Consider the following 22,712-nt stretch of genomic DNA (forward strand, 5'->3'; position numbering starts at 1 on the left):
GCGCGGCACGGTCGAATTCCGGTCGGAATTCCGGGGGAAACGGGCCGGGATATCGGCGGGATATCGGCGTGACTGTTGATAGGCGGGGCTTATCGGTTCAGTCGTGTCGCCTCTTTGACGTGCCGCGATGGCCTGCCGGACACTGGACGGGAATCGGGGAACCGCGAATTCCCAGCGAATTCACGCCCCCGGAAAGCACCCGAGAGAAACCGAGCAGAGCGCGCGCATGCCCCCGTCCCGCACCGCCCGCTGGCTCCCGGCGGCCGCCGCCGTCGCCGTCGCCGCCTGGGGCGCCAACCAGTTCACCGCGCTGGCCACCGTGTACCGGGCACGCACCGACTGGTCGGCGCTCTCGCTGGCCGCGATGTTCTCGGTCTACCTGGTCGGCCTGGTGCCCGGGCTGCTGCTGGGCGGGCCCGCCGCCGACCGGTACGGCCGGCGGCGGACGGTGCGCGGCGCGCTGGGACTGTCCGCCGCCGCCAGCGTCGTGCTGGCACTGCCGGACGAGCCGTCCGTGTACGCCGCCCGGCTGGCCACCGGCTTCGCGGCCGGGCTGGTCTTCCTGGCCGGGACGGCCTGGCTGCGCGAGCTCTCCGAGCCCGCCGTCCCGCCCGAGCGGGCGGCCCGCCGGGCGATGTACGCCACCGGTACGGGCTTCGCGGCGGGCGCGCTGGCCTCCGGGGTGCTCGCCGAGTGGCTGCCCGGCCCGACGGTGCTGCCCGCCCTCGCCCACGCGCTGGGCTGCCTGCTGGTGCTGCGGGCCACCCGCGGGCTCCCGGAGACGAAGCCGGAGGCCAGAGCAGGGGTCAGGGCAGGGGTCAGGGCAGGAGCCAAGGCGGGCGGGCCGGAGAGCACCCCGGGCCGCGGCACGCCCCCGCACCGCACGGCGGCCGTCCGCCACCCCCGGTTCCGCTACGTCGTGCTGCCCGCCAGCCCGGCCGTGCTCGGCGCCGCCACCGTGGCGTACGTGGTGCTGCCGCCGCTGGTCGCCGACCGGGTGCCCGGCTACGCCCCGCTGTTCAGCGGCCTGGTCGCGGCGCTGACCCTGGCCACCGGCGTGGTCGCCCAGCCCTTCGCCGCCCGGCTGGACGACGCGGACAGCGCCCGGGCCACCCTCACCGCGATGGCCACCGTGATCGCCGGGCTGCTGCTCGGCGCCGTCGCCGCGGCCCGCGACTCGGTGGGCCTGGTGGTGGCCGCCGCCGTTGTCCTCGGCACCGGGTACGGGCTGACGCTCGGCGCGGGGCTGCACGAGGTGGAGCGGCTCACCCGGCACGCCCCCGACCCGCACGCCTCCGGCCCGACCTCCGCCTCGCTCTACCAGAGCACCACCTCCAGCGGCTTCCTCACCCCGCTGCTGCTCGCCGGCACCGCCGGCCACGCCTCCTACCCGGCGCTGCTGGCGGGCATGGCGGTCGTCGGCCTGCTCTGCCTGGCGGTCACCGCCGCCCACAGCCGCCGCCACCTGCCGGCCGGGGAGCACCCGGAGCCGCCGACGCGCGAGGATGCATCCGTACAGTCCGTCGCCAGCACACCACCGAGGAGCCGACCGCCATGGGCCGAGTGACCGTACCCCGCAGAGTGCTGCGCCTGCGCCAGGGCGCGCCCTCGTACCGTCCCGACACCCTGGCCGCCGAGGAGCCGATGGAGATCCGGGTCGGCGGGCGCCCGCTGACGGTGACCATGCGCACCCCGGGCAGCGACTTCGACCTGGCGGCCGGCTTCCTGGTCAGCGAGGGCGTGGTGCACGCCGCCGGGCAGGTGGCCGGCATCCGCTACTGCGCCAGCGCGACCGCCGACGGCGGCAACACCTACAACGTGGTGGACGTCCAGCTCGCCCCCGGCGTGCCCGCCCCCGACGCCTCGCTGGAGCGCAACTTCTACACCACCTCCTCCTGCGGCCTGTGCGGCAAGGCCAGCCTGGACGCGGTGCGCACCACCGCGCCGTGGAGCGTCGCCGAGGACGGGCTGCGCGTCACCCCCGCGCTGCTCTCCGCGCTGCCGGACCGGCTGCGCGCCGCCCAGAAGGTCTTCGACAGCACCGGCGGCCTGCACGCGGCCGGGCTGTTCGACGCCGACGGGCGGCTGCTCTGCCTGCGCGAGGACGTGGGCCGGCACAACGCCGTGGACAAGGTGGTCGGCCACGCCCTGCGCGAGGGGCTGCTGCCGGCCCGCGGCACGGTGCTGATGGTCAGCGGCCGGGCCTCCTTCGAACTGGTGCAGAAGGCCGTGATGGCGGGTGTCCCGCTGCTCGCGGCGGTCTCCGCGCCGTCCTCGCTGGCCGTGGACCTCGCGGAGGAGACCGGGCTGACCCTGGTCGGCTTCCTGCGCGGTGAGTCGATGAACGTCTACACCCGCGCGGACCGGATCGACGTCGGCCCGGACGTCCGAACCGACGCCGAGGCCGCCGTCCGGGAGGAAGGCCGGTAGATGCTCTTCCGCCAGCTGGAGTACCTCGTCGCGCTCGCCCGCGAGCGCCACTTCGCCCGCGCCGCCCAGGCCTGCCACGTCTCCCAGCCCGCGCTCTCCGAGGCCCTGCGCAAGCTGGAGGACGAGCTGAAGGTGCTGCTGGTGCGGCGCGGGCGCAGCTACGAGGGCCTGACGCCCGAGGGCGAGCGGATCGTGCTGTGGGCGCAGCGCATCCTGGCCGACCGGGACGCCCTGCGGGACGAGGTGGACGCGCTGCGCACCGGCTTGGCCGGACGGCTGCGGATCGGCTCGGTGCCGACCGCCTCGGGCGCCGTCCCGCTGCTCACCGGACCGTTCTGCGCCGCCCACCCGCTGGCCGCCGTGGAGCTGTCCACCGACCTGCGATCCGACGAACTCCTGCGCCAGGTGCGGAACTTCGAGATCGACGCGGGCATCACCTACCTGCCCGGACCGGGCGCCGACGACCTGCGCGCGCTCCCGCTCTACGAGGAGCGGTACGTCCTGCTGACCGGTCCGGCCGACGAGCTGGCCCGGCACCCCCGGGCGACCTGGGAGGAGGCCGCCCGGCTGCCGCTGTGCCTGCTGCACCCGGGCATGCAGGGCCGCCGGGTGCTGGACGAGGTGTTCGCGGGCCTCGGCCTCGAGGCCACGCCCCGGGTCGAGACCGACTCGGTGGCCTCGCTCTTCGCCCACGTCCGCACCGGCCACTGGGCGAGCATCGTGCCGTACGCCTGGCTGCACGTGTTCGGCGTACCGCACGGGATGCGGGCCGTCCCGCTGGCGGAGCCGGTGCACAGCGCGCCGATCGGGCTGGTGACCGCCGCCCGGGAGCCCGGCTCGGTGATGGCCCGCGCGCTGCTGGAGGTCGCCCGGCGCACCGAGGTGGCCGCCGTCCTCGGCAGCCTGCCGGGCGGCGCCTGACCACCGGGCGCCCACACCGGGCGCCCACACCGGGCGCACGGGAACCGCTCGACGCGCGCGCCCCGACCGCCCGGCATAGCCTCGACCCAGCCCCGGTTGTCCGACCCGTGCGACGGAAGGCGAGTACCGTGACCACCTCCGACGACGCCGCCACCACTCCCCCGCGGAAGCAGCCGCAGGAGCCCCCGCGGGAGCCGCGGGAGGACGTCGGCCCCTCCCCCGCCGGGCCGCCCCACGTCGCGCCGTACCACCACCCGGCCGCCGGCTGGGGCGCCGCCAAGAGCGTCACCCGCTTCCTGGCCCGCGAGGGCGCGTACCTGGACGGGCCGCGGGCGGTGATGCGGATGAACCACGAGAACGGCGGCTTCGACTGCCCCGGCTGCGCCTGGCCCGACGACACCAAGGGCCTGCACCTGGACATCTGCGAGAACGGCATCAAGCACGTCACCTGGGAGATGACCCGCAAGCGGGTCGGCCGGGAGTTCTTCGCCGCCCACTCGGTGACCGAGCTGTCCGGGTGGAGCGACTTCGCGCTGGAGGACCAGGGCCGGCTCACCGAGCCGATGGTCTACGACCCGGACACCGACCACTACGTCCCGATCGGCTGGAAGGACGCGTTCGCCCTGGTCGGCCGCACCCTGCGCGGACTGGACGACCCGAACCGGGCGGCGTTCTACACCTCCGGCCGGCTCGGCAACGAGGCGACCTTCCTCTACCAGCTGCTGGCCCGCGAACTGGGCACCAACAACCTGCCCGACTGCTCCAACATGTGCCACGAGGCCAGCGGCCGGGCGCTGCAGGCCTCGCTCGGCACCGGGAAGGGGACGGTCGACCTCAAGGACTGGGAGGTCACCGACGCGCTGTTCATCCTGGGCGTCAACGCGGCCTCCAACGCGCCCCGGATGCTCACCTCGCTCGCCGAGGCGTACAAGCGCGGCGCGCAGGTCGTCCACATCAACCCGCTGGTCGAGGCGGCGGCGACCCGGACGATCATCCCGCACGACTTCACCGACATGGCGCTGAACCGGGCCACCCGCACCAGCACCCTGAACCTCCAGCCGCGGATCGGCGGCGACATGGCGCTGCTGCGCGGCATGGCGAAGGCGGTCCTGGAGCAGTCCGCGGCCGACGACCGGGCGCTGGACCGGCTGTTCATCGACCGCCACACCACCGGCTTCGAGGCCTACCGCGACATCTGCCTGGCCACGCCCTGGGAGGAGATCGAGCGCCAGAGCGGGCTGGAGCGGGCCGACATCCTCGGGGCGGCCCGGGTCTACCGGGAGGCCGACCGCTCGATCTTCAGCTGGTGCCTGGGCGTGACCCAGCACGAGCACGGCGTGGACACCGTCCGGGAGATCGTCAACCTCCTGCTGCTGCGCGGCAACCTGGGCCGCGAGGGGGCGGGCCCCTCCCCCGTGCGCGGGCACAGCAACGTCCAGGGCAACCGCACCTGCGGCATCGACCACCGGCCCGCCGCCGGGTTCCTGGACCGGCTCGCCGAGGTGTGCGGGATCGAGCCGCCGCGCGAGCACGGGCTGGACACCGTCGGCACGATCGAGGCGATGCGGCGCGGCGACGTCACGGTGTTCGTCGGCATGGGCGGCAACTTCGCGCTCGCCGCGCCGGACACCCCGTACACCCGGCAGGCCCTGGAGTCCTGCGAGCTGACCGTCCAGGTGAGCACCAAGCTGAACCGCAGCCACCTGGTGCACGGGCGGGCCGCGCTGATCCTGCCCTGCCTGGGCCGGACCGAGAAGGACCACCAGCGCGCCGGGGTGCAGTCCACCTCGGTCGAGGACTCGATGAGCATGGTGCACCTGTCGGTCGGCATGAAGCGCCCGGCCTCGCCGCACCTGCTCTCCGAGCCCGCGATCGTCGCCGGGATGGCCCGCGCGGCACTGCCGGACAGCGCCACCCCGTGGGAGTGGTACATCGAGGACTACGACCGCATCCGCGACACCATGGCCCGGGTCCTGGACGGCTTCGAGGACTTCAACCGCCGGGTGCGGCTGCCGCTGGGCTTCCGGATCAAGCAGCCGGCCCGCGAGCTGGTCTTCGACACCCCCTCCGGCAGGGCCGAGTTCTCCGCCGCCCCGCTGCCCGACGTCGTCCCCGGGGCGGGCACCCTGGCGCTGGGCACGATGCGCTCGCACGACCAGTGGAACACCACCATCTACTCGGACGACGACCGCTACCGGGGCGTGAAGAACCTGCGCACCCTGGTGTTCATGAACCGGGACGACATGCGCGAGCGCGGCCTGGCCGAGTTCGACCGGGTGGACGTCACCAGCACCGCCCGGGACGGCAGCACCCGCTCGGTGCACGGCTACCTGGCCGTCCCGTACGACATCCCGCGCGGCTGCGCGGCCGGGTACATGCCGGAGCTGAACGTGCTGTGCGCGATCGGCGACTACAGCACCCAGAGCGACCAGCCGATCATGAAGCACCTGAAGGTGACGGTCGAGAAGTCCTGAAGCGGAGGACCGGGACGAGCGCCGCGGAGCGACCGGAACGCCCGGAGCACCCGGAACGCCCGGAACGCCCGGAACGCCCGCCCCAAAGGTAAAGGTTTAACCAAGTGCGCAAGTATCACCTCCGGACGGGACTAAGCTCTGACGAGTTGGGGTGAACCGGCGGTCGCGTTGCGCGGGCCGGTGAACTCCTTGCCGCGTCGATGACACGCACCACGGGGTGCGCCGGCCGGGAGGAGGCGAGAGACATGGATTGCAGTAGTCCGGGCCACAGTTGCCCCTACCCCCGCTTGCCCTCGTACACCTCCGGCATGCGGTAACAACCTTCCCTGCACCACGTCCTGACGATCCGTCAGCCACGACGTCCACGCCACGTTCGCACGCGGCTCCGCCGTGCCCGCACACCTCCGTACGGGCCGCGCAGCCGCGCGCCGATGCGCCGTGTCCGCTTGCAGGGAGCGCTGCCGCCTGCCTCCGAACCGCCCCGCCTGTCCGGGGCCCAGGGAGGAAACCACCATGACCACCCACGCCACACTCAACTCCACTGTCCCCGAGCCGCGTTCGGCCGTCCTGGACGACGCCCACCTCGGTGACATCAAGGGTGCGCTCGGCACCATCCGGCTCGACGACACCACGCCCCGCCACGGCCTGTCGGCGCGGCTGAAGACCCTGCTCGCGATCATCGGGCCCGGCCTGATCGTGATGGTCGGCGACAACGACGCCGGCGCCTTCTCCACCTACGGGCAGGCCGGGCAGAACTACGGCACCCAGCTGCTGTGGACGCTGCTGATGCTGGTCCCGGTGCTCTACGTCAACCAGGAGATGGTGCTGCGGCTCGGCGCCGTCACCGGGGTCGGGCACGCCCGCCTGATCCTGGAGCGCTTCGGGAAGTTCTGGGGCGCGTTCAGCGTGATCGACCTCTTCCTGCTGAACGCGCTGACCCTGGTCACCGAGTTCATCGGGGTCACGCTCGCGGCCGGGTACCTCGGCCTGCCGAAGGCCGCTTCGGTGGTGCTGGCGGCCGGGATCATCATCGCCTCGGCCTTCACCGGCTCGTTCCGGCGCTTCGAGCGGGTCGCCGTGGCGCTCTGCCTGGGCTCGCTGCTGCTGGTGCCGATCTACTTCATGGTGCACCCGAAGACCTCGCAGATGGCGCACGACTTCGTCGTCCCGAGCATGCCGGGCGGGTCCGGTCAGCTCGCGGCCGTGATGCTGGTGATCGTCTCCATCGTCGGCACCACCGTGGCGCCCTGGCAGCTGTTCTTCCAGCAGTCGTACGTCATCGACAAGCGGATCACCCCGCGCTTCATGAAGTACGAGAAGGCCGACCTCTGGATCGGCATCGTGATCGTCATCGTCGGCGCCGCCGCCATGATGGGCCTCACCGCCGCCGCCTTCGCGGGCACCGACGGCTTCGGCCAGTTCTCCGACGCGGCCGCCGTCGCCCGGGGCATCGAGGACAAGGCCGGGCACCTGGCCGGCGTGCTGTTCGCGATAGCCCTGCTGGACGCCTCGATCATCGGCGCCTTCGCGGTGTCGCTGTCCACCGCGTACGCGATCGGCGACGTCTTCGGCATCAAGCACTCGCTGCACCGCGGGGTGAAGGGCGCCAAGGGCTTCTACGGGATCTACGCGGGCCTGGTGGTCGCGGCCGCGGCGATCACGCTGCTCTCCACCGACTACACCCAGGGCCTGATGACCCAGTTCGTCCAGGTGCTGGCCGGGGTGCTGCTGCCCTCCGCGACCGTCTTCCTGCTGCTGCTCTGCAACGACCGCGCCGTACTGGGGCCCTGGACGAACGGGCCGAGGACCAACGCCTTCACCTCGGCGGTGGTCGGCGTCCTGGTGATGCTCTCGCTGATCCTCACCGCCGCCGTGGTCTGGCCGGACATCAGCTCCGACGCGATCCTGTGGATCATGGCCGGCTGCGGCGTCGCCGGTGTGCTCGTCGCCGGGTACTTCTTCACCTTCGGGCGCCGCGGCACCAAGGAGGACCCGGTCGACCGCACCGGCCGGGAGAACTGGCGGATGCCCCCGCTGGAGACCCTCGACAAGCCGGTGCTGTCCACCGCCCGCAAGGTCGGCATGGGCGCCCTGCGCGCCTACCTGCTGATCGCGATGGCGATGGTCGTCGTCAAGATCGTCCAGACCGCGCTGAACCACTGAGCCGACCGGCTCCGCGCACGCCCTGCCCGTTGTCCTGTCACGGAGGTGACCTGCCATGACCATCGTCGCCGTCTTCCGGCCCACCCGTCCGTCCACCGACCGGGGCCGACTGCGCTCCACCCTCGCCGCCGTCGGCCGACGCCTGGCGGCGAGCCCCCTCGACAACAGCGTCCTCCGGGCCGCCCCGGCTCCGGCCGCCGGCCCGGCGGGCGGGGGCGGCGGCCCGGCGGCCGCGGGCACCGGCGGGCTGCGGGCCCGCTGGCGGGCCGTCCCGGCGCCGGACGGGACGGCCCGGCTGGAGGCCACCTGGCACCCCGGCCCCAGAGCGGGCGGAGCGGCGCTCCCGCTCCGCCCGCACCCCCGCCCCGTCCGCGCCGCCCGTCCCGTCCACCCCGGTCGCCCCGGCCGCCCAGACCCCGAAGGAGCCCCTCCGCCATGGCCCTGCGCTACCCCAGGCTCGACGCCCTCTTCTCGGACCACCCCGCGCCCGCCCGGCGCCCGGCCCCGCGGCCGGCTCCCGCGCCCGGCCTGGTGGTGGACACCGAGCAGCGCACCGTCACCGTCGAGGGCCGCCCCGTCACCATGCCGTACCTGGAGTTCGAGCTGCTCGCCCACCTGGTCGGCAACCCGCTGCGGGTGCACTCCCGGCGCCAGCTGATGGAGAACGTCTGGGGGCGCCCGGACAGCGGCGACTCCCGCACCGTCGCCACCCACATCGCCCGGATCCGGCGCAAGCTCGGCCCCGGGCACCGGGAGGCGATAGCCACCGTCCGGCAGATCGGCTACAAGTACGACCCCCGGCTGGCCCGGACCGCCTGACGCCGCCGGCCGGACCCGACCTGCCCTGACCTGACCTGACCTGACCTGACCTGACCTGACCTGACCTGACCGCCCGACCCCACCACCGAAGGACCCGACGACCGTCCGAAGGAGGACCCCCGCGATGACCCGAACCGCCCTGTTCCCCAGGACCGGCAGAGGGACCGCGCTGTGCGGCGTCCTACTGCTGATCACCGCCGAGGGCCTCGCCGTCGCCCTCGCACCCCACCCCCTGCGGCTCTTCCTGTCCGGCACGCTCATCGGCGCCTCGACCGCCGGGCTGCTGCTCGCCCTGCTGCTGGCCACCAGCCGGCGGCGGGCGGGCGCGGCCGCGGCGGCGGGGGCCCGGCCGTTCCGCGACGACGCCCAGTGGTTCAGCGCCCGCTCGCTGGACGGCTTCCCGATGGAGCAGGTCCGCCCGCTGCTGCTCACCCCCGGCGCGCCCGGCCTGAGCCGGCTCTACACCGCCTGGGTGTTCGCCACCCACGGGCACGACCCGCAGTGGATCGCCCGGCACCTGGACCTGCCCGTCCGCACCGCCCGGCTGCTGGTCACCGCGGCCCGGCGGCACACCGGGGCCGCTCCCACCCGGTAGCGACCGGCGGGGCCCGGGCAGCGGTCCTCGAAACGCGGGACGGGTTTGCGTACGGACGTACCGAGGGAGCAGACTGCCCGGGTTTGCGCCGGAGGTACCGCCATGACCCTGCCGAAGTCCGTCCCGGCCCTGTCCCGGGGCTCGCTGCCCACCCGGACGGCGAGCCGCCTCGGCGGTCGGGTGTGGGTGGACCTGGTCGTCGCGGCCGCCGTGCTGGTGCTGCTCTACCTGGGGCTGCGCCTCGGCCAGGGCGGCACCCTCCGGTTCTCCACCGCCCGGGACGCGGCCGTCGACACCGACCCGGCCCGGCTGCCGTACGACGCGCTGCGCTCGCTGCTGCGGATGTTCACCGCGCTCGCCGTCTCGGTCGTCTTCACCTTCGGCTACGCCTACGCCGCTGCCCGCAGCCGCCGGCTGGAGCGGGTGCTGATCCCGGCACTGGACATCCTCCAGTCGGTGCCGGTGCTCGCCTTCCTGAGCGTCGCCGTCTCCGGCTTCCTCGCGCTCTTCCCCGGCTCGATGCTCGGCCTGGAATGCGCCGCCGTGTTCGCCATCTTCACCTCCCAGGCCTGGAACATGACCTTCGCCTTCTACCAGGCGCTGGTCTCGCTGCCGCCCGAACTCGACGAGCTGTCCCGCTCGTTCGGGTTCAGCCGGTGGACGCGGTTCTGGAAGGTCGAACTGCCCTCGGGCATGATCGGCCTGGTCTGGAACGGCATGCTCGGCTTCGGCGGCGGCTGGTTCTTCCTGGTCGCCTCCGAGGCGATCACCGTGGACGGCCAGCGGTACGCGCTGCCCGGGGTCGGCTCGTACGCGGGCGCGGCCATCGCCGCCGGGGACCTCGGCCGGGTCGGCTGGGCGATCGCCACCATGGTGGTGCTGGTGGTCGGCGTCAACTTCCTGTTCTGGCGGCCGCTCACCGCCTGGGCCGAACGGTTCAAGAACGAGCAGTCCGAGGCCACCGAGGTGCAGCGCTCGGTCGTGCTGGACCTGCTGCGCCGCTCCCGCCTGCCCGCCGCGCTCGGCCGGGCGCTGCGGCCCGTCGGGCGGGCCCTGAACCGGGCCGGGCGGATGTTCGGCACCGCCGAGCGCCCGCCGGCCGTCCACCCCGGCCGGCGGCGGGCCGGGGACGTGGCCTTCGGCCTCGTCTCGGGCGGCATCGTGCTCTGGGGCCTCGTCGACCTCGGCCGCTACCTCGCCGACCGCACCGGCCTCGGCGTGTTCGGCGAGCCGCTGCTGCTCGGGCTCGCCACCCTCGCCCGGGTGGTCGTGCTGGTCGCGGTGGCCACCGTGGTCTGGGTGCCGATCGGCGTGCGGATCGGCTTCTCGCCCCGGCTGACCAGGATCGCCCAGCCCGTCGTCCAGGTGCTGGCCGGCTTCCCGGCCAACTTCGTCTTCCCGCTGGTGGTCTGGCTGCTGCTGCGCACCGGGGTGTCGATCGACCTCGGCGGCATCCTGCTGATGGCCCTCGGCTCCCAGTGGTACATCCTGTTCAACGCCATCGCCGGGGCCATGGCCGTCCCCGCCGACCTGCGCGAGGCGATGGACGACCTCGGCGTGCGCGGCCGGCAGCGCTGGCGGCGGCTGATCATCCCCGGGATCTTCCCGGCGTACGTCACCGGCGGCATCACCGCCTCCGGCGGCGCCTGGAACGCCTCCATCGTCGCCGAGGTGGTCACCTTCGGCTCCACCACGCTCACCGCGACCGGCCTCGGCGCGTACATCGCCCGGGCCGCCGAGCACGGCGACCACCCGCGCCTGCTCGCCGGGGTCGCGGTGATGAGCCTGTACGTCGTCGTCCTCAACCGTCTGCTCTGGCGCCGGCTGTACCGGCTGGCCGAGCGCCGCTACTCGCTGTAGTCCGGAGTCCGCCGATGCGCTTCCCCTTCCGCCGCCGCCCCGCCGAGCCTGCTCCCGTCGAGCCCGCGCCCGTCCCGCGCGGGGACGTCCCGCACGGCGACGCCCCGCGCCCGGACGACGAGGTCCTGCTGGAGACCGTCGGCCTGACCAAGGCCTACGCCGGGGCCGCCGGCGAACTGCCGGTGCTCTCCGGCATCGACCTGACCGTGCGGGCCGGCGAGATCGTCGCCGTGCTCGGCCGCTCGGGCTCCGGCAAGTCCACCCTGCTGCGCTGCCTGGCCGGCCTGATCCCGCCCAGCTCCGGCACCGTCCGCTACCGCGGCACCCCGCTCACCGGCGCCAACCCCGGCACCGCGCTGGTCTTCCAGACCTTCGCGCTGCTGCCCTGGCTGACCGTCCGGCAGAACGTCGAGCTCGGCCTGGAGGCCCGCGGGGTGCCGCCCCGGGAGCGCGCCCGGGCCGCCGCCCAGGCCATCGACCTGATCGGCCTCACCGGCTTCGGGTCCGCCTACCCCAAGGAGCTCTCCGGCGGCATGCGCCAGCGGGTCGGCTTCGCCCGGGCGCTGGTCGTCGAACCGGACGTGCTGATGATGGACGAGCCGTTCTCGGCCCTCGACGTGCTCACCGCCGAGAACCTGCGCGGCGAGCTGATGGAGCTGTGGGACTCCGGCCAGTTCCCGACCCGGGCCGTCGTGCTGGTCACCCACAACATCGAGGAGGCGGTGCTGATGGCCGACCGCGTCGTGGTCCTCGGCGCCCGCCCGTACGGGACCATCCGGGAGACCGTCGAGGTCGACCTGGAGCGGCCGCGCGACCGCGACTCGGCCGCCTTCGACGAGCGGGTGGACCGGGTGTACCGGATCATGACCGGCCGCCCCAAGGACACCCGGGCGCCCGGCCGCACCGACCAGCCGGGCCCCGACCCCGACCGCCGCACCGTCGCCAGCACCCCGCTGCCCACCGCCGGCGTCGACGGCCTCTCCGGTCTCGCCGAGACGATCGCCCACCGGGGCGGCGGCTGCGACCTGGCCGGCCTCGCCGACGAGCTCGGCCTGGACATCGACGACCTGCTCCCCCAGGTCGACGCCCTCGACCTGCTCGGCTTCGCCGAGGTCCACGGCGACGACCTGCTGCTGACCGACGCCGGCGCCGCCTACACCGGGGCCGACGCCCAGGACTCCCGCGCCGTCTTCGCCGCCGCGGCCCTGGAGGTCCCGCTGATCAAGCTGATCGCCAACAGCCTCGGCGACCGGCCCGGCGCCACCGTCCGCACCGGCTTCCTGCGCGACCTGCTCGGCCGCCACTACACCGTCGAACAGACCGACCGGCAGCTGGAGACGGCGACCGACTGGGGCCGCTACGCGGGGCTCTTCGCGTACGACGCCGACCGGCAGGAGTACCGGCTGGACGCCCCGGAGCGCTGAGGGCTCAGCCCGTCGCCGGGCGGCGGCGCACCGCGCGGGCCGCGCGGGCGAAGGGCTGCGGCGCGGTCGCACCGGCCGGGGCGGCGCCGTCGTCACCGCCGTCGCGGCGGTCGGGCAGGTCGTGGGCGATCAGCGCGGCCTCGGTGAGCAGCCCGCGCACCTCGGTGGCCCGGTAGAAGATCCGGGTCCCCTCCCGCCGTGCCACCACCAGCCCGGCCGCCCGGAGCTTCGCCAGGTGCTGCGAGGTCGCCGCGACGTGCGCCCCCAGCAGCTCGGCCAGCTCGCTCACCGGCAGCTCCCGGCGGCTCAGCGCCCACAGCAGCCGGTACCGCGACGGGTCGGCCACCGCCTTCAGCACCGCCACCGCCCGCTCCGCCGCATCGGCGTCCCAGGCCTCTTCCCGCGCACCACCCATACAGGGATCGTACCGATCCGTACCCGGGCACCCGGAGCCGGGAATCCCCGCCGCCCGCGCCGACGGCGGCCGCCGGGTGAATGAAGCGCGACAGAACCGGGGGTACAGGCCGCGGCGGCGCCTAGCCTGGGCCTGGGCCCGGCCGGAACTGCGCACCGGCCGGGCGGAGTTGGTCCTGTCCGCCGCGAGGAAGGGTCGGCCGTGGCTGCCATCAGTGTGATCCCGGGCGACGGCATCGGCCCCGAGGTGGTCGAGTCCGCGCTGGGGCTGGTCGACGCGTTCGGCCTGGGGCTGGACGTCGACGTGCTGGACCACGTGGGCGCGGAGCGCTACCGCCGGGAGGGCGTGGCACTGGGCGAGGCGGACCTGGCCCGGGTGGCGGCGAGCGGCGCGGTGCTGCTCGGCGCGATCGGGCGGCCGGACCTGGAGCACACCGGGTACGTGCGCGAGGTCCTGCTGGAGCTGCGGTACGCCTTCGACCTGTACGCCAACTACCGGCCGGTGCGCCTGTGGCACGACCGGCTCAGCCCGCTGCGGGACCCGGCCCGGCGCGCCCTGGACTGCGTGATCGTCCGGGAGAACACCGAGGGGCTCTACAGCGGCATCGGCGGGAACCTCCGCGCCTCCTCCGACCACGAGGTGGCCGTCGACGCGGACGTCAACACCCGGCACGGCGTCTCCCGGATCCTGGACTTCGCCTTCGCCACCGCCCGCCGGGAGGTCTGCCTGGTGGACAAGGCCAACGCGGTGCGGGCCGGCGGCCGGCTGTGGCAGGAGTGCTGGCGGCGGGCCGCCGAGCGGCACCCCGGCGCGGCCACCCGGCACCTGTACGTCGACGCCGCCGCGATGAAGCTGGTCACCGAGCCCGAGCGGTTCGACGTCATCGTGGCCAGCAACTCGCACGGCGACATCCTCAGCGACCTCGCGGCCGCGCTGGCGGGCGGGATCGGGCTGGCGCCCTCGGCGAGCCTCAACCCGGAGAGCGGCTTCGGGATGTTCGAGCCGGTGCACGGCTCGGCGCCGGACATCGCGGGCCGGGGCGTCGCCAACCCCTTCGCCTGCCTGCTGACCGCCGCGCTGCTGCTGCGCCACCTCGGCCACGACACGGAGGCGGCCGCGACCGAGGCGGCTGTCGCCGGATCGATCGCGGCCGGACGGACCACCCCGGACCTCGGTGGCACGCTGAGCACCCGGGAGGCGACGCGCGCGGTCCTCGCCGCCCTGTGACGGCGCCCGCCGGGGGCCGGGACAGCGGGCTCAGGGCGCCGGGTACGCCTCGGGCTCCAGGGTCGAGCTGGTCCGGATCACCTCGGCGACGGTCAACTCGTAGAACGCGTACCACTTCTCCTTCCCCTGCTGCTGGGCGTTGTGGTGCTCCACGTCGGCGCGCCACCGCGCCAGCGTCTCGGGGTCGCGCCACCACACCAGGGCGAGGCGTTCGCCGTCCTCGGTCTCGTAGTTCTTAACCTGGACGAGGTCGTCCCCGTAGACCGCCCGCACCTTCTTGGCGAGGTAGTCCTCCGTCGTCTCGTACTCGTGGTCGTACCGCTCCGAGAAGCGCGACCTGAAAACGACCAGAATCATCGTTGATCTCCCGTCAGTTCCGGCTGGTGACACGACAGTTCACGCGGCTCGTGCAGATCTGGCGGCTCAGCCGGCCCCGGCGAAGGCCCGCAGCTGCGGGTCGGGCAGCTCGGCGGCGCCGGCGCCGTGCCGGCTGAGGATCCGCCGGGCCAACTCGCGCAGCCGGTGCTCCTCGGTGAGCGCCAGGGAGTAGCTCTCCTCGCTGAACGCGCAGCGCTCGTACAGGGGCCGGAACCGCTCCGGCATCAGATCGACCAGTCGGCGCGCGATGGCCTCCTCCGCCTCGTGCCTGGGGTCCGGCAGCCGGGACATCGTCCAGTAGTGCCGGTAGGAGATGTCCGCGATCGCGTCGCCGTCGCCCTTGCGGATCCGCTCGTACACGGCGAAGGCCCGTTCCCAGTCCCGCTCCCGGTCCAGGCAGGCGACCAGGGTACGGACGTCCTCGAAGGCGGCGTTCATGCCCTGGCCCATGAACGGCGCCATCGCGTGGCAGGAGTCGCCGACCAGCGCGGCCGTGCCGCCCAGGACCCACCGGTCGCACCGGGTGAGCCGGACGGCGGAGACCGGCTTGGCGCCCAACTGCTCCTCCAGGTCCGGGATTCCGGCCGCCAGCCGGGGGAAGACGGCGGCGAACTGCTCGGCCAGGGCCCGCCCGCCGACCGCGGCCCGGTAGGACGGGCGCGGGCCCTCCCGGCGGAAGAACACCGAGCCCGCGAAGCGCCGGCTGGACACCTGCGGGAAGGCCCCGAACAGCGCGTCCCCGGCCGGCCAGTAGTGCATCACCCCGCGGTCGCAGTCGGGCAGGTCCAGGACGATCTCCTGGTAGGCCAGTTCCAGGGTGCTCACCCGCGCCCGGGCGCCCCGCTCGACGAGGGCGCCGCGCACCGCCGAGTGGACGCCGTCGCAGCCGATGACGTGCCGGCACCGCACCCACCGCTCGGCGCCGCCCGCCCCGACCAGCAGCGCGGGCGCCGCCGGGTCGACGGCCAGCACCGGGTGGTCGAAGCGCAGGTCGACCCCCGGCTCGGCCTCGGCCGCGTCCAGCAGCAGCCGGTGCAGCGCCTGCCGCTCGACCGCCCAGATCGCCGCGCCGTCCCGGCTGTACGGGGTGACGGCGGTGCTGCCGTCCGGCAGGTGCCCGCACCGGCCGGTGATCGGCGCGCAGATCCGCCGCACCGCCGCTTCCAGGCCGAGTTCCCGCAGCACCCGCCGGCCCCGCTCGGAGAGGATCACCATCAGCGACCGGCCCTGACCGGCCGGGATCCGCCGGGGGTCCGCGTGCCGTTCCAGGACGGTCACCCGGCCGTGGCGCCGGGCCAGGTAGAGCGCGGCGACCGGGCCGGCCAGCCCGGCCCCGACCACCACGATGCCGCCGCCCGCCGTCGCGGGCCCGTACGAGTCGCTCATCGGGGCCTCCCGCCGCTACCAGGTGACCGGGAGCTCGCGGACGCCGTAGGCCACGCCGTCGTACTTGAACGGGACGTCGGCGAAGTCGATGGCCAGGCGCAGCGTCGGGATCCGCCGGTAGAGCGTGCCGTAGACGGTCTGGAGTTCGAGGACGGCCAGCGGGCGGCCCAGACAGTGGTGGGGGCCGAAGCCGAACGCCAGGTGGTGCGCGGCGTCCCGGGTGATGTCGAGGCGGTCCGGGTCGGGGAAGTTGTCCGGGTCCCGGTTGGCCAGTTCGCTGGTCAGGATGATGCCCTCGCCGGCCCGGATCACGACGTCGCCGACGGTGATGTCCTCCAGGGCGACCCGGCGGCGGCCGGAGTGCGAGATGTTGAGGTAGCGCAGCAGCTCGTCGACGGCGCGGTTGACCACGCCCGGGTCGTCGGCCTCCCGCAGCACCGCCAGCTGCTCGGGGTTGCGCAGCAGGGCCAGCGTGCCGAGGGCGATCATGTTCCCGGTGGTCTCCAGGCCGGCGACCAGCAGCGTCATGGAGATGTACGACAGCTGCTCGGGGCTGAGCGCGCCGGGGCGGACCTGGGTCTCGATCACCTCGGAGATCAGGCCGTCGGCGGGTTCGCGCAGCTGGCGGTCGATCAGCTCCCGCAGGTAGCCGCGCAGCGCCTCCTGGGCACCGACCACCATGTCGGGCGAGCTGTCCCGGTGCAGCATCCGGGTGCTCTCGTCCTGGAAGAACTCGTGGTCGGCGTACGGGACGCCGAGCATCCGGCAGATCACCTTGGTGGAGGTCGGGAAGGCGAGGCCGCCGACCAGGTCGGCGGGCCGGGGCCGGGTGAGGAACTCGTCGATGAGCCCGTTGACGATGTCGGCGACCTCGTCCTTGAGCGCGTCGATGTTGCGGATCGCGAAGGGCGGGGAGACCATCCGGCGCTGGCGGGCGTGCTCGGGGTCGTCGAGGGCGACGAAGGAGCGGCCGTCCTTGCGCCGTTCGCGGCTGCCCAGGTCGAAGTGCGGGTAGCCGGACCTGGTCGAGTCGGCGCTGACCCGGGGGTCGACCAGGAGCTTGCGCCCGAGGTCGTAGCCGGTGACCAGCCAGGGGGTGCTGCCGTCCCAGAGCCGGACCCGGACCGGGCCGGCGCCGAGCTCGCGCATGGCGGAGGGCGGGTCGAAGGGGCAGGCGGGCTCCTTCAGGATGGGGAAGCGGGTGAGCTGCCCGGTCGCGGAGCCGCCGGCGGGGTCGCCGGCGGAATCGGTTGCGGACCCGGTCGCGGAACCGGTCGCGTCGTCGATGGTCACGGAATCTCCCTTCCTCGCCGCGCCGCGCGGGGTCCCGCCGGGCGGCCCTTCGTGGTCTGTCACCCGTGCAGGGCCCGGGCGATCTCCCGCAGGTCCTGTGCCGCGAGGACCGAGCGGATCGGCACGCGCACCCCGAGCTCCTCGCGCAGCGCGCCGATCAGCCGCCCCGCCAGCAGTGAATTGCCGCCCAGGTCGAAGAAGTTGGCCTCCGGCTCGACCCGCGGCAGGTCGAGCAGCCGGGCGATCGTGCGGTACAGCCGCTCCTCCCGGGAACCGGGGTCCGCGCCGCCATCGGATCCGGTCGCACTGTCCGAGGCAGGACGGTCCGGCGCGGTGCGGTCCAGGGCGGCGCGGTCGATCTTCCCGTTCGGGGTGGTGGGGAAGGCGTCGAGCACCTCGATCCGGGCCGGCACCATGAACTCCGGCAGCGCGTCGGCCAGTCGGGCGCGCAGCGCCGCGGGGTCGAGGGCCGCGCCGGGGCTCGGGGTGACGTAGCCGACCAGGCGCGCGTCGGCCTGTCCGCCCCGTACCAGCACCGCGGCCAGGTCCACGTCGGGCTGCCGGGTGAGCCGGTCCTCGATCTCGCCCAACTCGACCCGGAAGCCCCGTAGTTTGACCTGCCCGTCGGCCCGGCCGGCGAAGTGGAACCGGCCGTCGGCGGTGCGCCGGCCGCGGTCGCCCGAGCGGTACATCCGGGCGCCGGGGGGACCGAACGGGTCGGGCAGGAAGCGGGTCGCGGTCAGCCCGGGGCGGCCGACGTAGCCGCGGGCCAGCCCGGAGCCGCCCAGGTAGAGCTCGCCCTCCGCGCCGTCGGCCACCGGCCGCAGCCGCTCGTCCAGCACGTACACCCGCGCCCCGGTCCAGGGGACGCCGATGTCGACCCCGTCCGCCGCGTCGATCGGCCCGGCGAGGGTGCAGCCGACGGTCACCTCGGTGGGGCCGTAGCCGTTGAACATCCGGCGCCCGGGCGCCCAGGCGCCCAGCAGTGCGGGGGTGCAAGCGTCGCCGGTGGAGGTCACCGTGCCGCCCTGGAGCACGTTCTGACCGTCCGTCACGCTCAGTGCGGCGGGCGGCAGGGTGGCGTGGTCGATCGCGTGCCTGGCCAGCGTCCCGTGCAGGGCGTCGCCCGGCAGCAGGTCCTCGTCGTCGGCGACCACCAGGGCGGCGCCGTGCAGCAGGGCCAGCGAGAGGTCCCAGAACCCGGCGTCGAAGCTGACCGAGGCCCAGGAGAGCACCCGCTCGCCGGGGGCCGGGCGCAGGTGCTCGGCCTGGGTGGCGACCAGGTCGGCGACGCCCTCCTGGGGGACGGCGACGCCCTTCGGGGTGCCGGTGGAGCCGGAGGTGTAGATCACGTACAGCAGGTGGTGCGGCGACAGCGGAGCCAGGCGCTCGTCCTGCCGGACGTTCCCGTCGCCGTACCGGGCGCAGGCCGCCGCGCACTCCGCGGAGTCGAGCACGACCTCGTCCAGTTCCACGCCCTCGGGCCGGGCGGCCGCGGTGCGCAGCAGCAGCCGCGGTGCCGCGTCCCGCACCATGAAGGCCTTGCGGGACGCGGGGTAGCGGGGGTCGAGCGGCAGGTAGGCGCCGCCCGCCTTGAGCACGGCCAGCTGGGCCACCACCAGCTCGGGCGAGCGCGGCACGGCCAGCGCCACCAGGTGGTCCGGGCCGACGCCGCGGTCGATCAGCAGCCGGGCCAGCCGGTTGGCCCGGGCGTTGAGCCGGCCGTAGTCGAGCGCGGTGTCCCGGTACAGCACGGCCGTCGCCTCTGGGCGGAGCGCCGCCTGCTCCTCGAACAGTTCGGCGACCGTACGGGCTCGCGCGGCCGCGGGTGCGGCCGCCGTACGGACGGGCGCGGTCACGGCGCCTCGCCCAGCCGCGGGCGGACCTCGGTGGCGAACAGCTTCAGGCTGCGCGACATGCTCTCCAGCGACTGCTGGCCGTAGTCGAGCTGGAACAGCACCACGTCCGTCCCCAACTCGGCCTCGATGCGCCGCAGTTGCTCGACCGCGCTGCGCGGGGAGCCGATCACCGCCAGGCCCGCCGCCTCGCTGGGGCCGGCCTGGTGCTTGTCGACCATGGCCTCGCGGTAGCCCTGGTAGGAGGTCGAACTGCGCTCGCGCCAGGACTCCGCGGCCGCGCCGAAGGTGTCCCAGTGCCGGCGCAGCGCGGCGTTGCCCTCCGCCACGGCCTCCTCGTCGGAGTCGGCCAGGTACAGCGCGACGCTGATCGCGACCTGGGGCCGGCGGCCGGCGTTCTTCGGCGCCGCGGCGAAGCGCTGCCGGTACAGGTCGATCATCTCCCGTACCTGGCCGACCTGTTCGCGACTGGGGGCGGAGGCGATCAGCAGGTTGTAGCCGGAGTCGCCGATCCACTCGAAGCTGGAGCGGGTGATCAGCGCGGCGGCCCACACCGGGGGGTGGGGGTCCTGGGTGGGCAGCGGGAGGGAGTCGGCGTCCCGGTAGCGGAAGAAGGGGGTGTCCTCGCTCACCCGGGACTCGGTCCACAGCCGCACCACCGCGTCCACCACCGCCCGGAACCGGTCCTTGCTGCTGTCCAGGTCGATGCCGAAGGCGTCGAACTCGTACGGCAGGAAGGCGCGGGCGAAGCCGACGTCCAGCCGGCCGCCGCTGAGCGCGTCGAGCTGTGCGGTGCGGGCCGCGAGCTGGATCGGGTGGTGGAAGGAGGCCTGGATGCCGCCGGTCATCAGCCGCACCCGGCTGGTGCGCGCGGCGACGGCGGAGAGGAAGGCGAGCGGGTCGGGGCAGTAGCCGCCGTAGGCGTGCAGGTAGTGCTCGGTCATCTTGACGTACTCGAGGCCGAGGTCGTCGGCCAGTTCGGACACCGCCAGCAGGTTGCCGTAGTACTCCTCGGCGCTGCGCACCAGCGGCGGGGTGTCGGGCAGCAGGGATATTCCGTAGGTCGTCATCTCTGGGCCTCCGTGGTCGGGTCCGGTGGTGCGTCGGGCAGGGCGCCGCGGCCGCCGAGGGACCAGTACGCGCGCAGTCCGTGGACCAGCGGCCGCGGCCGTCCGTCGTCCGCCGCGGCGGCCCGGTAGACCTCGCCGAAGAGCACCACGTGGTCGGCGACGGTCACCGAGCCGGTGATCCGGCAGTCGGCGACGGAGTGCGCGGCCCGGTCGAGGTGCGGGCCGGCCCAGTCCGGGCGGGCGGTCCACCCGACGTGCTCGAAGCGGTCGGGCCCCCGGGCGGCGAAGAGTTCGGCGACGGCGCGGGCCCGGTCGTCGAGCAGGTTGACCGCGAAGCCGCCGCTCCGTTCGAGGACGGCGAGGGTACGGCTGGAGCGCTGCATGCACACCAGCAGGGTGGGCGGGTCGGCCGACACGCTGGAGATCGCCGTGCAGGTCGTGCCGTACGGCCGGCCGGCCTCGTCTGCGGCGGTGATGACGGCGACGCCGGCGGGGAAGCCCGCCATCAGGGTTCTGAACGCGGTCGCGGAGACCGGTCCGGCCGTCGTGCGGCCGCCGGCCCCCGTCATGGGCGTGGGGGGCATGGGGAGGAACCTCCTGGCGTCCCGTCGGGAGCCGACGGTCGCGCTGTCCTCGGTCACGGTGTACGTCCTGGTCACGGCGTACGTCCTGGTGCGCGGCCTGGTCCTCGGCCGCCGCACACCGACTCTGGCACGGGCCCCGGCCGGGCCGTTCGGCGGAAAAAGATTTGCGAAAGAGGCGCTCCGCCCGCGCTGGTCGGGGCGGCCGGGCGGGGGCCGGAGCCGGGGCCGGGGCGGCCCGCACCACGTCGGGCGCCAGGGCGGCGGCGATCAGCCCGGTGTCCCCGGTGGCGGCCGCGAGCCGGAAGGCCGCCACCGCCTCGCGGTGGCGCTCCGGCTCCACCGGGTGCCGCTCCAGCGGGGACCGCACCTTCTGCCGGGCCCGGCTGGCCAGCTTCTTGGCGGTGGTCCGGCTGCGGTCGAGGAGCGCGCCGATCTCGTCGAAGGGCACCCCGAAGACGTCGTGCAGGACGAACGCGACCCGCTCGGCCGGGCTCAGCGCGTGCAGGACCACCCGCAGCGCGAGGCCCACCGACTCGGCCGCCAGCGCCTCCTGTTCCGGGTCCGCCTCCGCGCCGGGGCCGCAGGTGTGCGTCAACTCCTCGCTCCCGCACCGCTGTTGGCCCCCCGACCGGCTGCGCAGCGCGTCCAGGCAGACCCGGGAGGCGACGGTGCGGATCCAGCCGGGCAGGTTGCGCACCGCCGTGGTGTCGGCGCGGTCCAGCCTCAGCCAGGTCTCCTGCACCGCGTCCTCGGCCTCCTCCCGGGAGCCGAGGATGCGGTACGCGAGCCCCAGCAGCGCCGTTCGGCTCTCCTCGAAGAATTCCGCCAGCAGTTGGCGCTGATCCATCGGTCACCTTCCGGGTTCACGGTCCGTCGTACTGATGACCCGCGCACCGCGGGGCTTGTGACTCACGACCGTTCGAAGGAGAGTTCCGATGACGGAGGCCGTCGCCGAGATCCCCGCGTACACCGCGGGCACCTGGAGCATCGACAAGGCCGACCCGCACATCACCCCGGACGTCCAGGCCTCGCTCGACGCCTCCTGAGCCCGGCCCGGCGGGACGCCCTCTGCCCGTGTGAGGTACGGGCAGAGGGCACCGGCCGCACGCCGGGGTGGCGGCGTGCCGGCTGTACGGCGTACGGGCTTCGCGGTGTGCCGCCCGCGCGGGGTGTCAGCCGCGGTCGGCGCCGCCGGTCACAGGCCGTCCGCCTCCAGGATGTAGCCGCGGCCCCACACCGTCCGGATGCAGAGGCCGACCTCGGAGATCCGCCTCCGCAGCCGCATGATCTGCAGGTCCAGGGCGTTCCTGGAGATCGCTCCGGTGGCCCGGACCACCTGCTGCTCCAGCTCGGCCCGGTACACCACCTCGCCGTAGTGGGCGACGAGTTCCTCCATGATCCCCACCTGGGTGGTGGAGATGGCGACCGAGTTGCCGCCGAAGCAGAGCACCCCGGTGGAATCGACGGTCGGGACCCTGCGCCCGTACACGCGTTGGGACAGCGCCTGGATGCGCGCCTCGACGTCCCCGCGCGGGGCCGGCGACCTGATCCAGTCCTCCCCGGGGTCGACGCACACGGGAGCGTCATTGCCGGCCTCCACGACGAGCAGGCAGGGAATTCCCGCCTTTCGGCAGTGATTCCGTTTGTCCGCCTCGATGGGCCATCGTATTAACGTGACACCTTTGCTCAAGGGTGTCTCCCTCGTCAGAGAAAAAGGCAGTCTCGGCTTTCCTTGCTTTCTCGTACGAACCGCCCCGAAGGCAGTGGGAATCGACGCCCGGCGCGGCTCACGGCCGGGCCCGCGGCCTCCCGCCGGG

Annotated in this window: 18 protein-coding genes and 1 pseudogene; 10 read left to right on the forward strand and 9 right to left on the reverse strand. The window is 74.3% G+C overall.

Annotation, left to right across the window (positions count from 1 at the left end; all coding sequences use genetic code 11):
* The first annotated feature begins 226 nt into the window (after positions 1–226).
* The 9 genes from ACFVXH_RS05785 to ACFVXH_RS05825 all read left to right on the forward strand — a co-directional run bounded on the left by ACFVXH_RS05785 (position 227) and on the right by ACFVXH_RS05825 (position 12,686).
* Positions 227–1,567 carry an MFS transporter gene (locus ACFVXH_RS05785; protein ID WP_387820436.1) on the forward strand — a complete coding sequence of 447 codons (1,341 nt, stop codon included), beginning with the start codon at positions 227–229 and terminating at the stop codon, positions 1,565–1,567.
* Positions 1,555–2,430, forward strand: a complete 876-nt coding sequence (gene fdhD / locus ACFVXH_RS05790; protein ID WP_387820438.1) for a formate dehydrogenase accessory sulfurtransferase FdhD — start codon at positions 1,555–1,557, stop codon at positions 2,428–2,430. Before ACFVXH_RS05785 ends, fdhD begins: the two co-directional genes overlap by 13 nt.
* On the forward strand, positions 2,431–3,351 hold the full coding sequence (locus ACFVXH_RS05795; protein WP_387820440.1) for a LysR family transcriptional regulator: 921 nt from the start codon (positions 2,431–2,433) through the stop codon (positions 3,349–3,351). It abuts the gene before it with no gap.
* 128 nt (positions 3,352–3,479) lie between these two features.
* On the forward strand, positions 3,480–5,825 hold the full coding sequence (locus tag ACFVXH_RS05800; protein ID WP_387820441.1) for an FdhF/YdeP family oxidoreductase: 2,346 nt from the start codon (positions 3,480–3,482) through the stop codon (positions 5,823–5,825).
* A gap of 513 nt (positions 5,826–6,338) precedes the next feature.
* The gene (locus ACFVXH_RS05805) at positions 6,339–7,988 is read left to right on the forward strand and encodes an NRAMP family divalent metal transporter (RefSeq protein ID WP_074004085.1); all 1,650 of its coding nucleotides are present in this window, start codon (positions 6,339–6,341) and stop codon (positions 7,986–7,988) included.
* A gap of 435 nt (positions 7,989–8,423) precedes the next feature.
* The gene (locus tag ACFVXH_RS05810) at positions 8,424–8,807 is read left to right on the forward strand and encodes a winged helix-turn-helix domain-containing protein (RefSeq protein WP_049656267.1); all 384 of its coding nucleotides are present in this window, start codon (positions 8,424–8,426) and stop codon (positions 8,805–8,807) included.
* Positions 8,808–8,931: 124 nt separating this feature from the next.
* Complete coding sequence (locus tag ACFVXH_RS05815; protein WP_387820444.1) at positions 8,932–9,402, forward strand: hypothetical protein; 471 nt, start codon at positions 8,932–8,934, stop codon at positions 9,400–9,402.
* A 102-nt stretch (positions 9,403–9,504) separates the two neighbouring features.
* Positions 9,505–11,262 (forward strand): ABC transporter permease, encoded by a 1,758-nt coding sequence (locus tag ACFVXH_RS05820; protein ID WP_387820446.1) that lies wholly within the window; start codon positions 9,505–9,507, stop codon positions 11,260–11,262.
* A gap of 14 nt (positions 11,263–11,276) precedes the next feature.
* A complete protein-coding gene (locus tag ACFVXH_RS05825) occupies positions 11,277–12,686 on the forward strand; it encodes a nitrate/sulfonate/bicarbonate ABC transporter ATP-binding protein (protein ID WP_387820448.1) in 1,410 nt (469 codons plus the stop codon).
* Positions 12,687–12,690: 4 nt separating this feature from the next.
* Here the strand turns inward: ACFVXH_RS05825 and ACFVXH_RS05830 are convergent, their stop codons facing one another.
* Positions 12,691–13,101 (reverse strand): metalloregulator ArsR/SmtB family transcription factor, encoded by a 411-nt coding sequence (locus ACFVXH_RS05830; protein ID WP_049656270.1) that lies wholly within the window; start codon positions 13,099–13,101, stop codon positions 12,691–12,693.
* Between the two features lie 201 nt (positions 13,102–13,302).
* Between ACFVXH_RS05830 and ACFVXH_RS05835 the strand changes: the two genes are divergently transcribed.
* A complete protein-coding gene (locus ACFVXH_RS05835) occupies positions 13,303–14,328 on the forward strand; it encodes an isocitrate/isopropylmalate dehydrogenase family protein (RefSeq protein ID WP_387820450.1) in 1,026 nt (341 codons plus the stop codon).
* 30 nt (positions 14,329–14,358) lie between these two features.
* Here the strand turns inward: ACFVXH_RS05835 and ACFVXH_RS05840 are convergent, their stop codons facing one another.
* The 8 genes and pseudogenes from ACFVXH_RS05840 to ACFVXH_RS05875 form a co-directional block, all read right to left on the reverse strand.
* The gene (locus ACFVXH_RS05840; protein WP_387820452.1) at positions 14,359–14,685 is read right to left on the reverse strand and encodes an antibiotic biosynthesis monooxygenase family protein; all 327 of its coding nucleotides are present in this window, start codon (positions 14,683–14,685) and stop codon (positions 14,359–14,361) included.
* Between the two features lie 66 nt (positions 14,686–14,751).
* On the reverse strand, positions 14,752–16,092 hold the full coding sequence (locus ACFVXH_RS05845; protein WP_387820454.1) for an FAD-dependent oxidoreductase: 1,341 nt from the start codon (positions 16,090–16,092) through the stop codon (positions 14,752–14,754).
* A gap of 15 nt (positions 16,093–16,107) precedes the next feature.
* A complete protein-coding gene (locus ACFVXH_RS05850; RefSeq protein WP_387820610.1) occupies positions 16,108–17,283 on the reverse strand; it encodes a cytochrome P450 in 1,176 nt (391 codons plus the stop codon).
* A gap of 161 nt (positions 17,284–17,444) precedes the next feature.
* Entirely contained in the window at positions 17,445–19,244 is a 1,800-nt protein-coding gene (locus tag ACFVXH_RS05855) for a non-ribosomal peptide synthetase (protein WP_387820456.1), read from the reverse strand.
* Complete coding sequence (locus ACFVXH_RS05860; RefSeq protein ID WP_049649200.1) at positions 19,241–20,311, reverse strand: LLM class flavin-dependent oxidoreductase; 1,071 nt, start codon at positions 20,309–20,311, stop codon at positions 19,241–19,243. Before ACFVXH_RS05860 ends, ACFVXH_RS05855 begins: the two co-directional genes overlap by 4 nt.
* Positions 20,308–20,895, reverse strand: a complete 588-nt coding sequence (locus tag ACFVXH_RS05865; protein WP_241853013.1) for a flavin reductase family protein — start codon at positions 20,893–20,895, stop codon at positions 20,308–20,310. Before ACFVXH_RS05865 ends, ACFVXH_RS05860 begins: the two co-directional genes overlap by 4 nt.
* A gap of 415 nt (positions 20,896–21,310) precedes the next feature.
* A pseudogene (locus ACFVXH_RS05870) lies at positions 21,311–21,742 on the reverse strand (sigma-70 family RNA polymerase sigma factor); the annotation flags it as partial.
* A 348-nt stretch (positions 21,743–22,090) separates the two neighbouring features.
* Positions 22,091–22,471 (reverse strand): winged helix-turn-helix domain-containing protein, encoded by a 381-nt coding sequence (locus ACFVXH_RS05875; RefSeq protein ID WP_198959425.1) that lies wholly within the window; start codon positions 22,469–22,471, stop codon positions 22,091–22,093.
* Positions 22,472–22,712 lie beyond the last annotated feature (241 nt).

Source organism: Kitasatospora sp. NPDC058184, from assembly GCF_042883725.1.
Classification (GTDB): Bacteria; Actinomycetota; Actinomycetes; order Streptomycetales; family Streptomycetaceae; genus Kitasatospora.

What these genes read in the sequence shown, in the direction of transcription:
- ACFVXH_RS05785 (WP_387820436.1), top strand. Translation starts at nt 227, where the DNA reads ATGCCCCCGTCCCGCACCGCCCGCTGGCTCCCGGCGGCCGCCGCCGTC.
- fdhD (WP_387820438.1), top strand. Translation starts at nt 1,555, where the DNA reads ATGGGCCGAGTGACCGTACCCCGCAGAGTGCTGCGCCTGCGCCAGGGC.
- ACFVXH_RS05795 (WP_387820440.1), top strand. Translation starts at nt 2,431, where the DNA reads ATGCTCTTCCGCCAGCTGGAGTACCTCGTCGCGCTCGCCCGCGAGCGC.
- ACFVXH_RS05805 (WP_074004085.1), top strand. Translation starts at nt 6,339, where the DNA reads ATGACCACCCACGCCACACTCAACTCCACTGTCCCCGAGCCGCGTTCG.
- ACFVXH_RS05810 (WP_049656267.1), top strand. Translation starts at nt 8,424, where the DNA reads ATGGCCCTGCGCTACCCCAGGCTCGACGCCCTCTTCTCGGACCACCCC.
- ACFVXH_RS05815 (WP_387820444.1), top strand. Translation starts at nt 8,932, where the DNA reads ATGACCCGAACCGCCCTGTTCCCCAGGACCGGCAGAGGGACCGCGCTG.
- ACFVXH_RS05820 (WP_387820446.1), top strand. Translation starts at nt 9,505, where the DNA reads ATGACCCTGCCGAAGTCCGTCCCGGCCCTGTCCCGGGGCTCGCTGCCC.
- ACFVXH_RS05825 (WP_387820448.1), top strand. Translation starts at nt 11,277, where the DNA reads ATGCGCTTCCCCTTCCGCCGCCGCCCCGCCGAGCCTGCTCCCGTCGAG.
- ACFVXH_RS05830 (WP_049656270.1), bottom strand. Translation starts at nt 13,101, where the DNA reads ATGGGTGGTGCGCGGGAAGAGGCCTGGGACGCCGATGCGGCGGAGCGG.
- ACFVXH_RS05840 (WP_387820452.1), bottom strand. Translation starts at nt 14,685, where the DNA reads ATGATTCTGGTCGTTTTCAGGTCGCGCTTCTCGGAGCGGTACGACCAC.
- ACFVXH_RS05845 (WP_387820454.1), bottom strand. Translation starts at nt 16,092, where the DNA reads ATGAGCGACTCGTACGGGCCCGCGACGGCGGGCGGCGGCATCGTGGTG.
- ACFVXH_RS05860 (WP_049649200.1), bottom strand. Translation starts at nt 20,311, where the DNA reads ATGACGACCTACGGAATATCCCTGCTGCCCGACACCCCGCCGCTGGTG.
- ACFVXH_RS05865 (WP_241853013.1), bottom strand. Translation starts at nt 20,895, where the DNA reads ATGCCCCCCACGCCCATGACGGGGGCCGGCGGCCGCACGACGGCCGGA.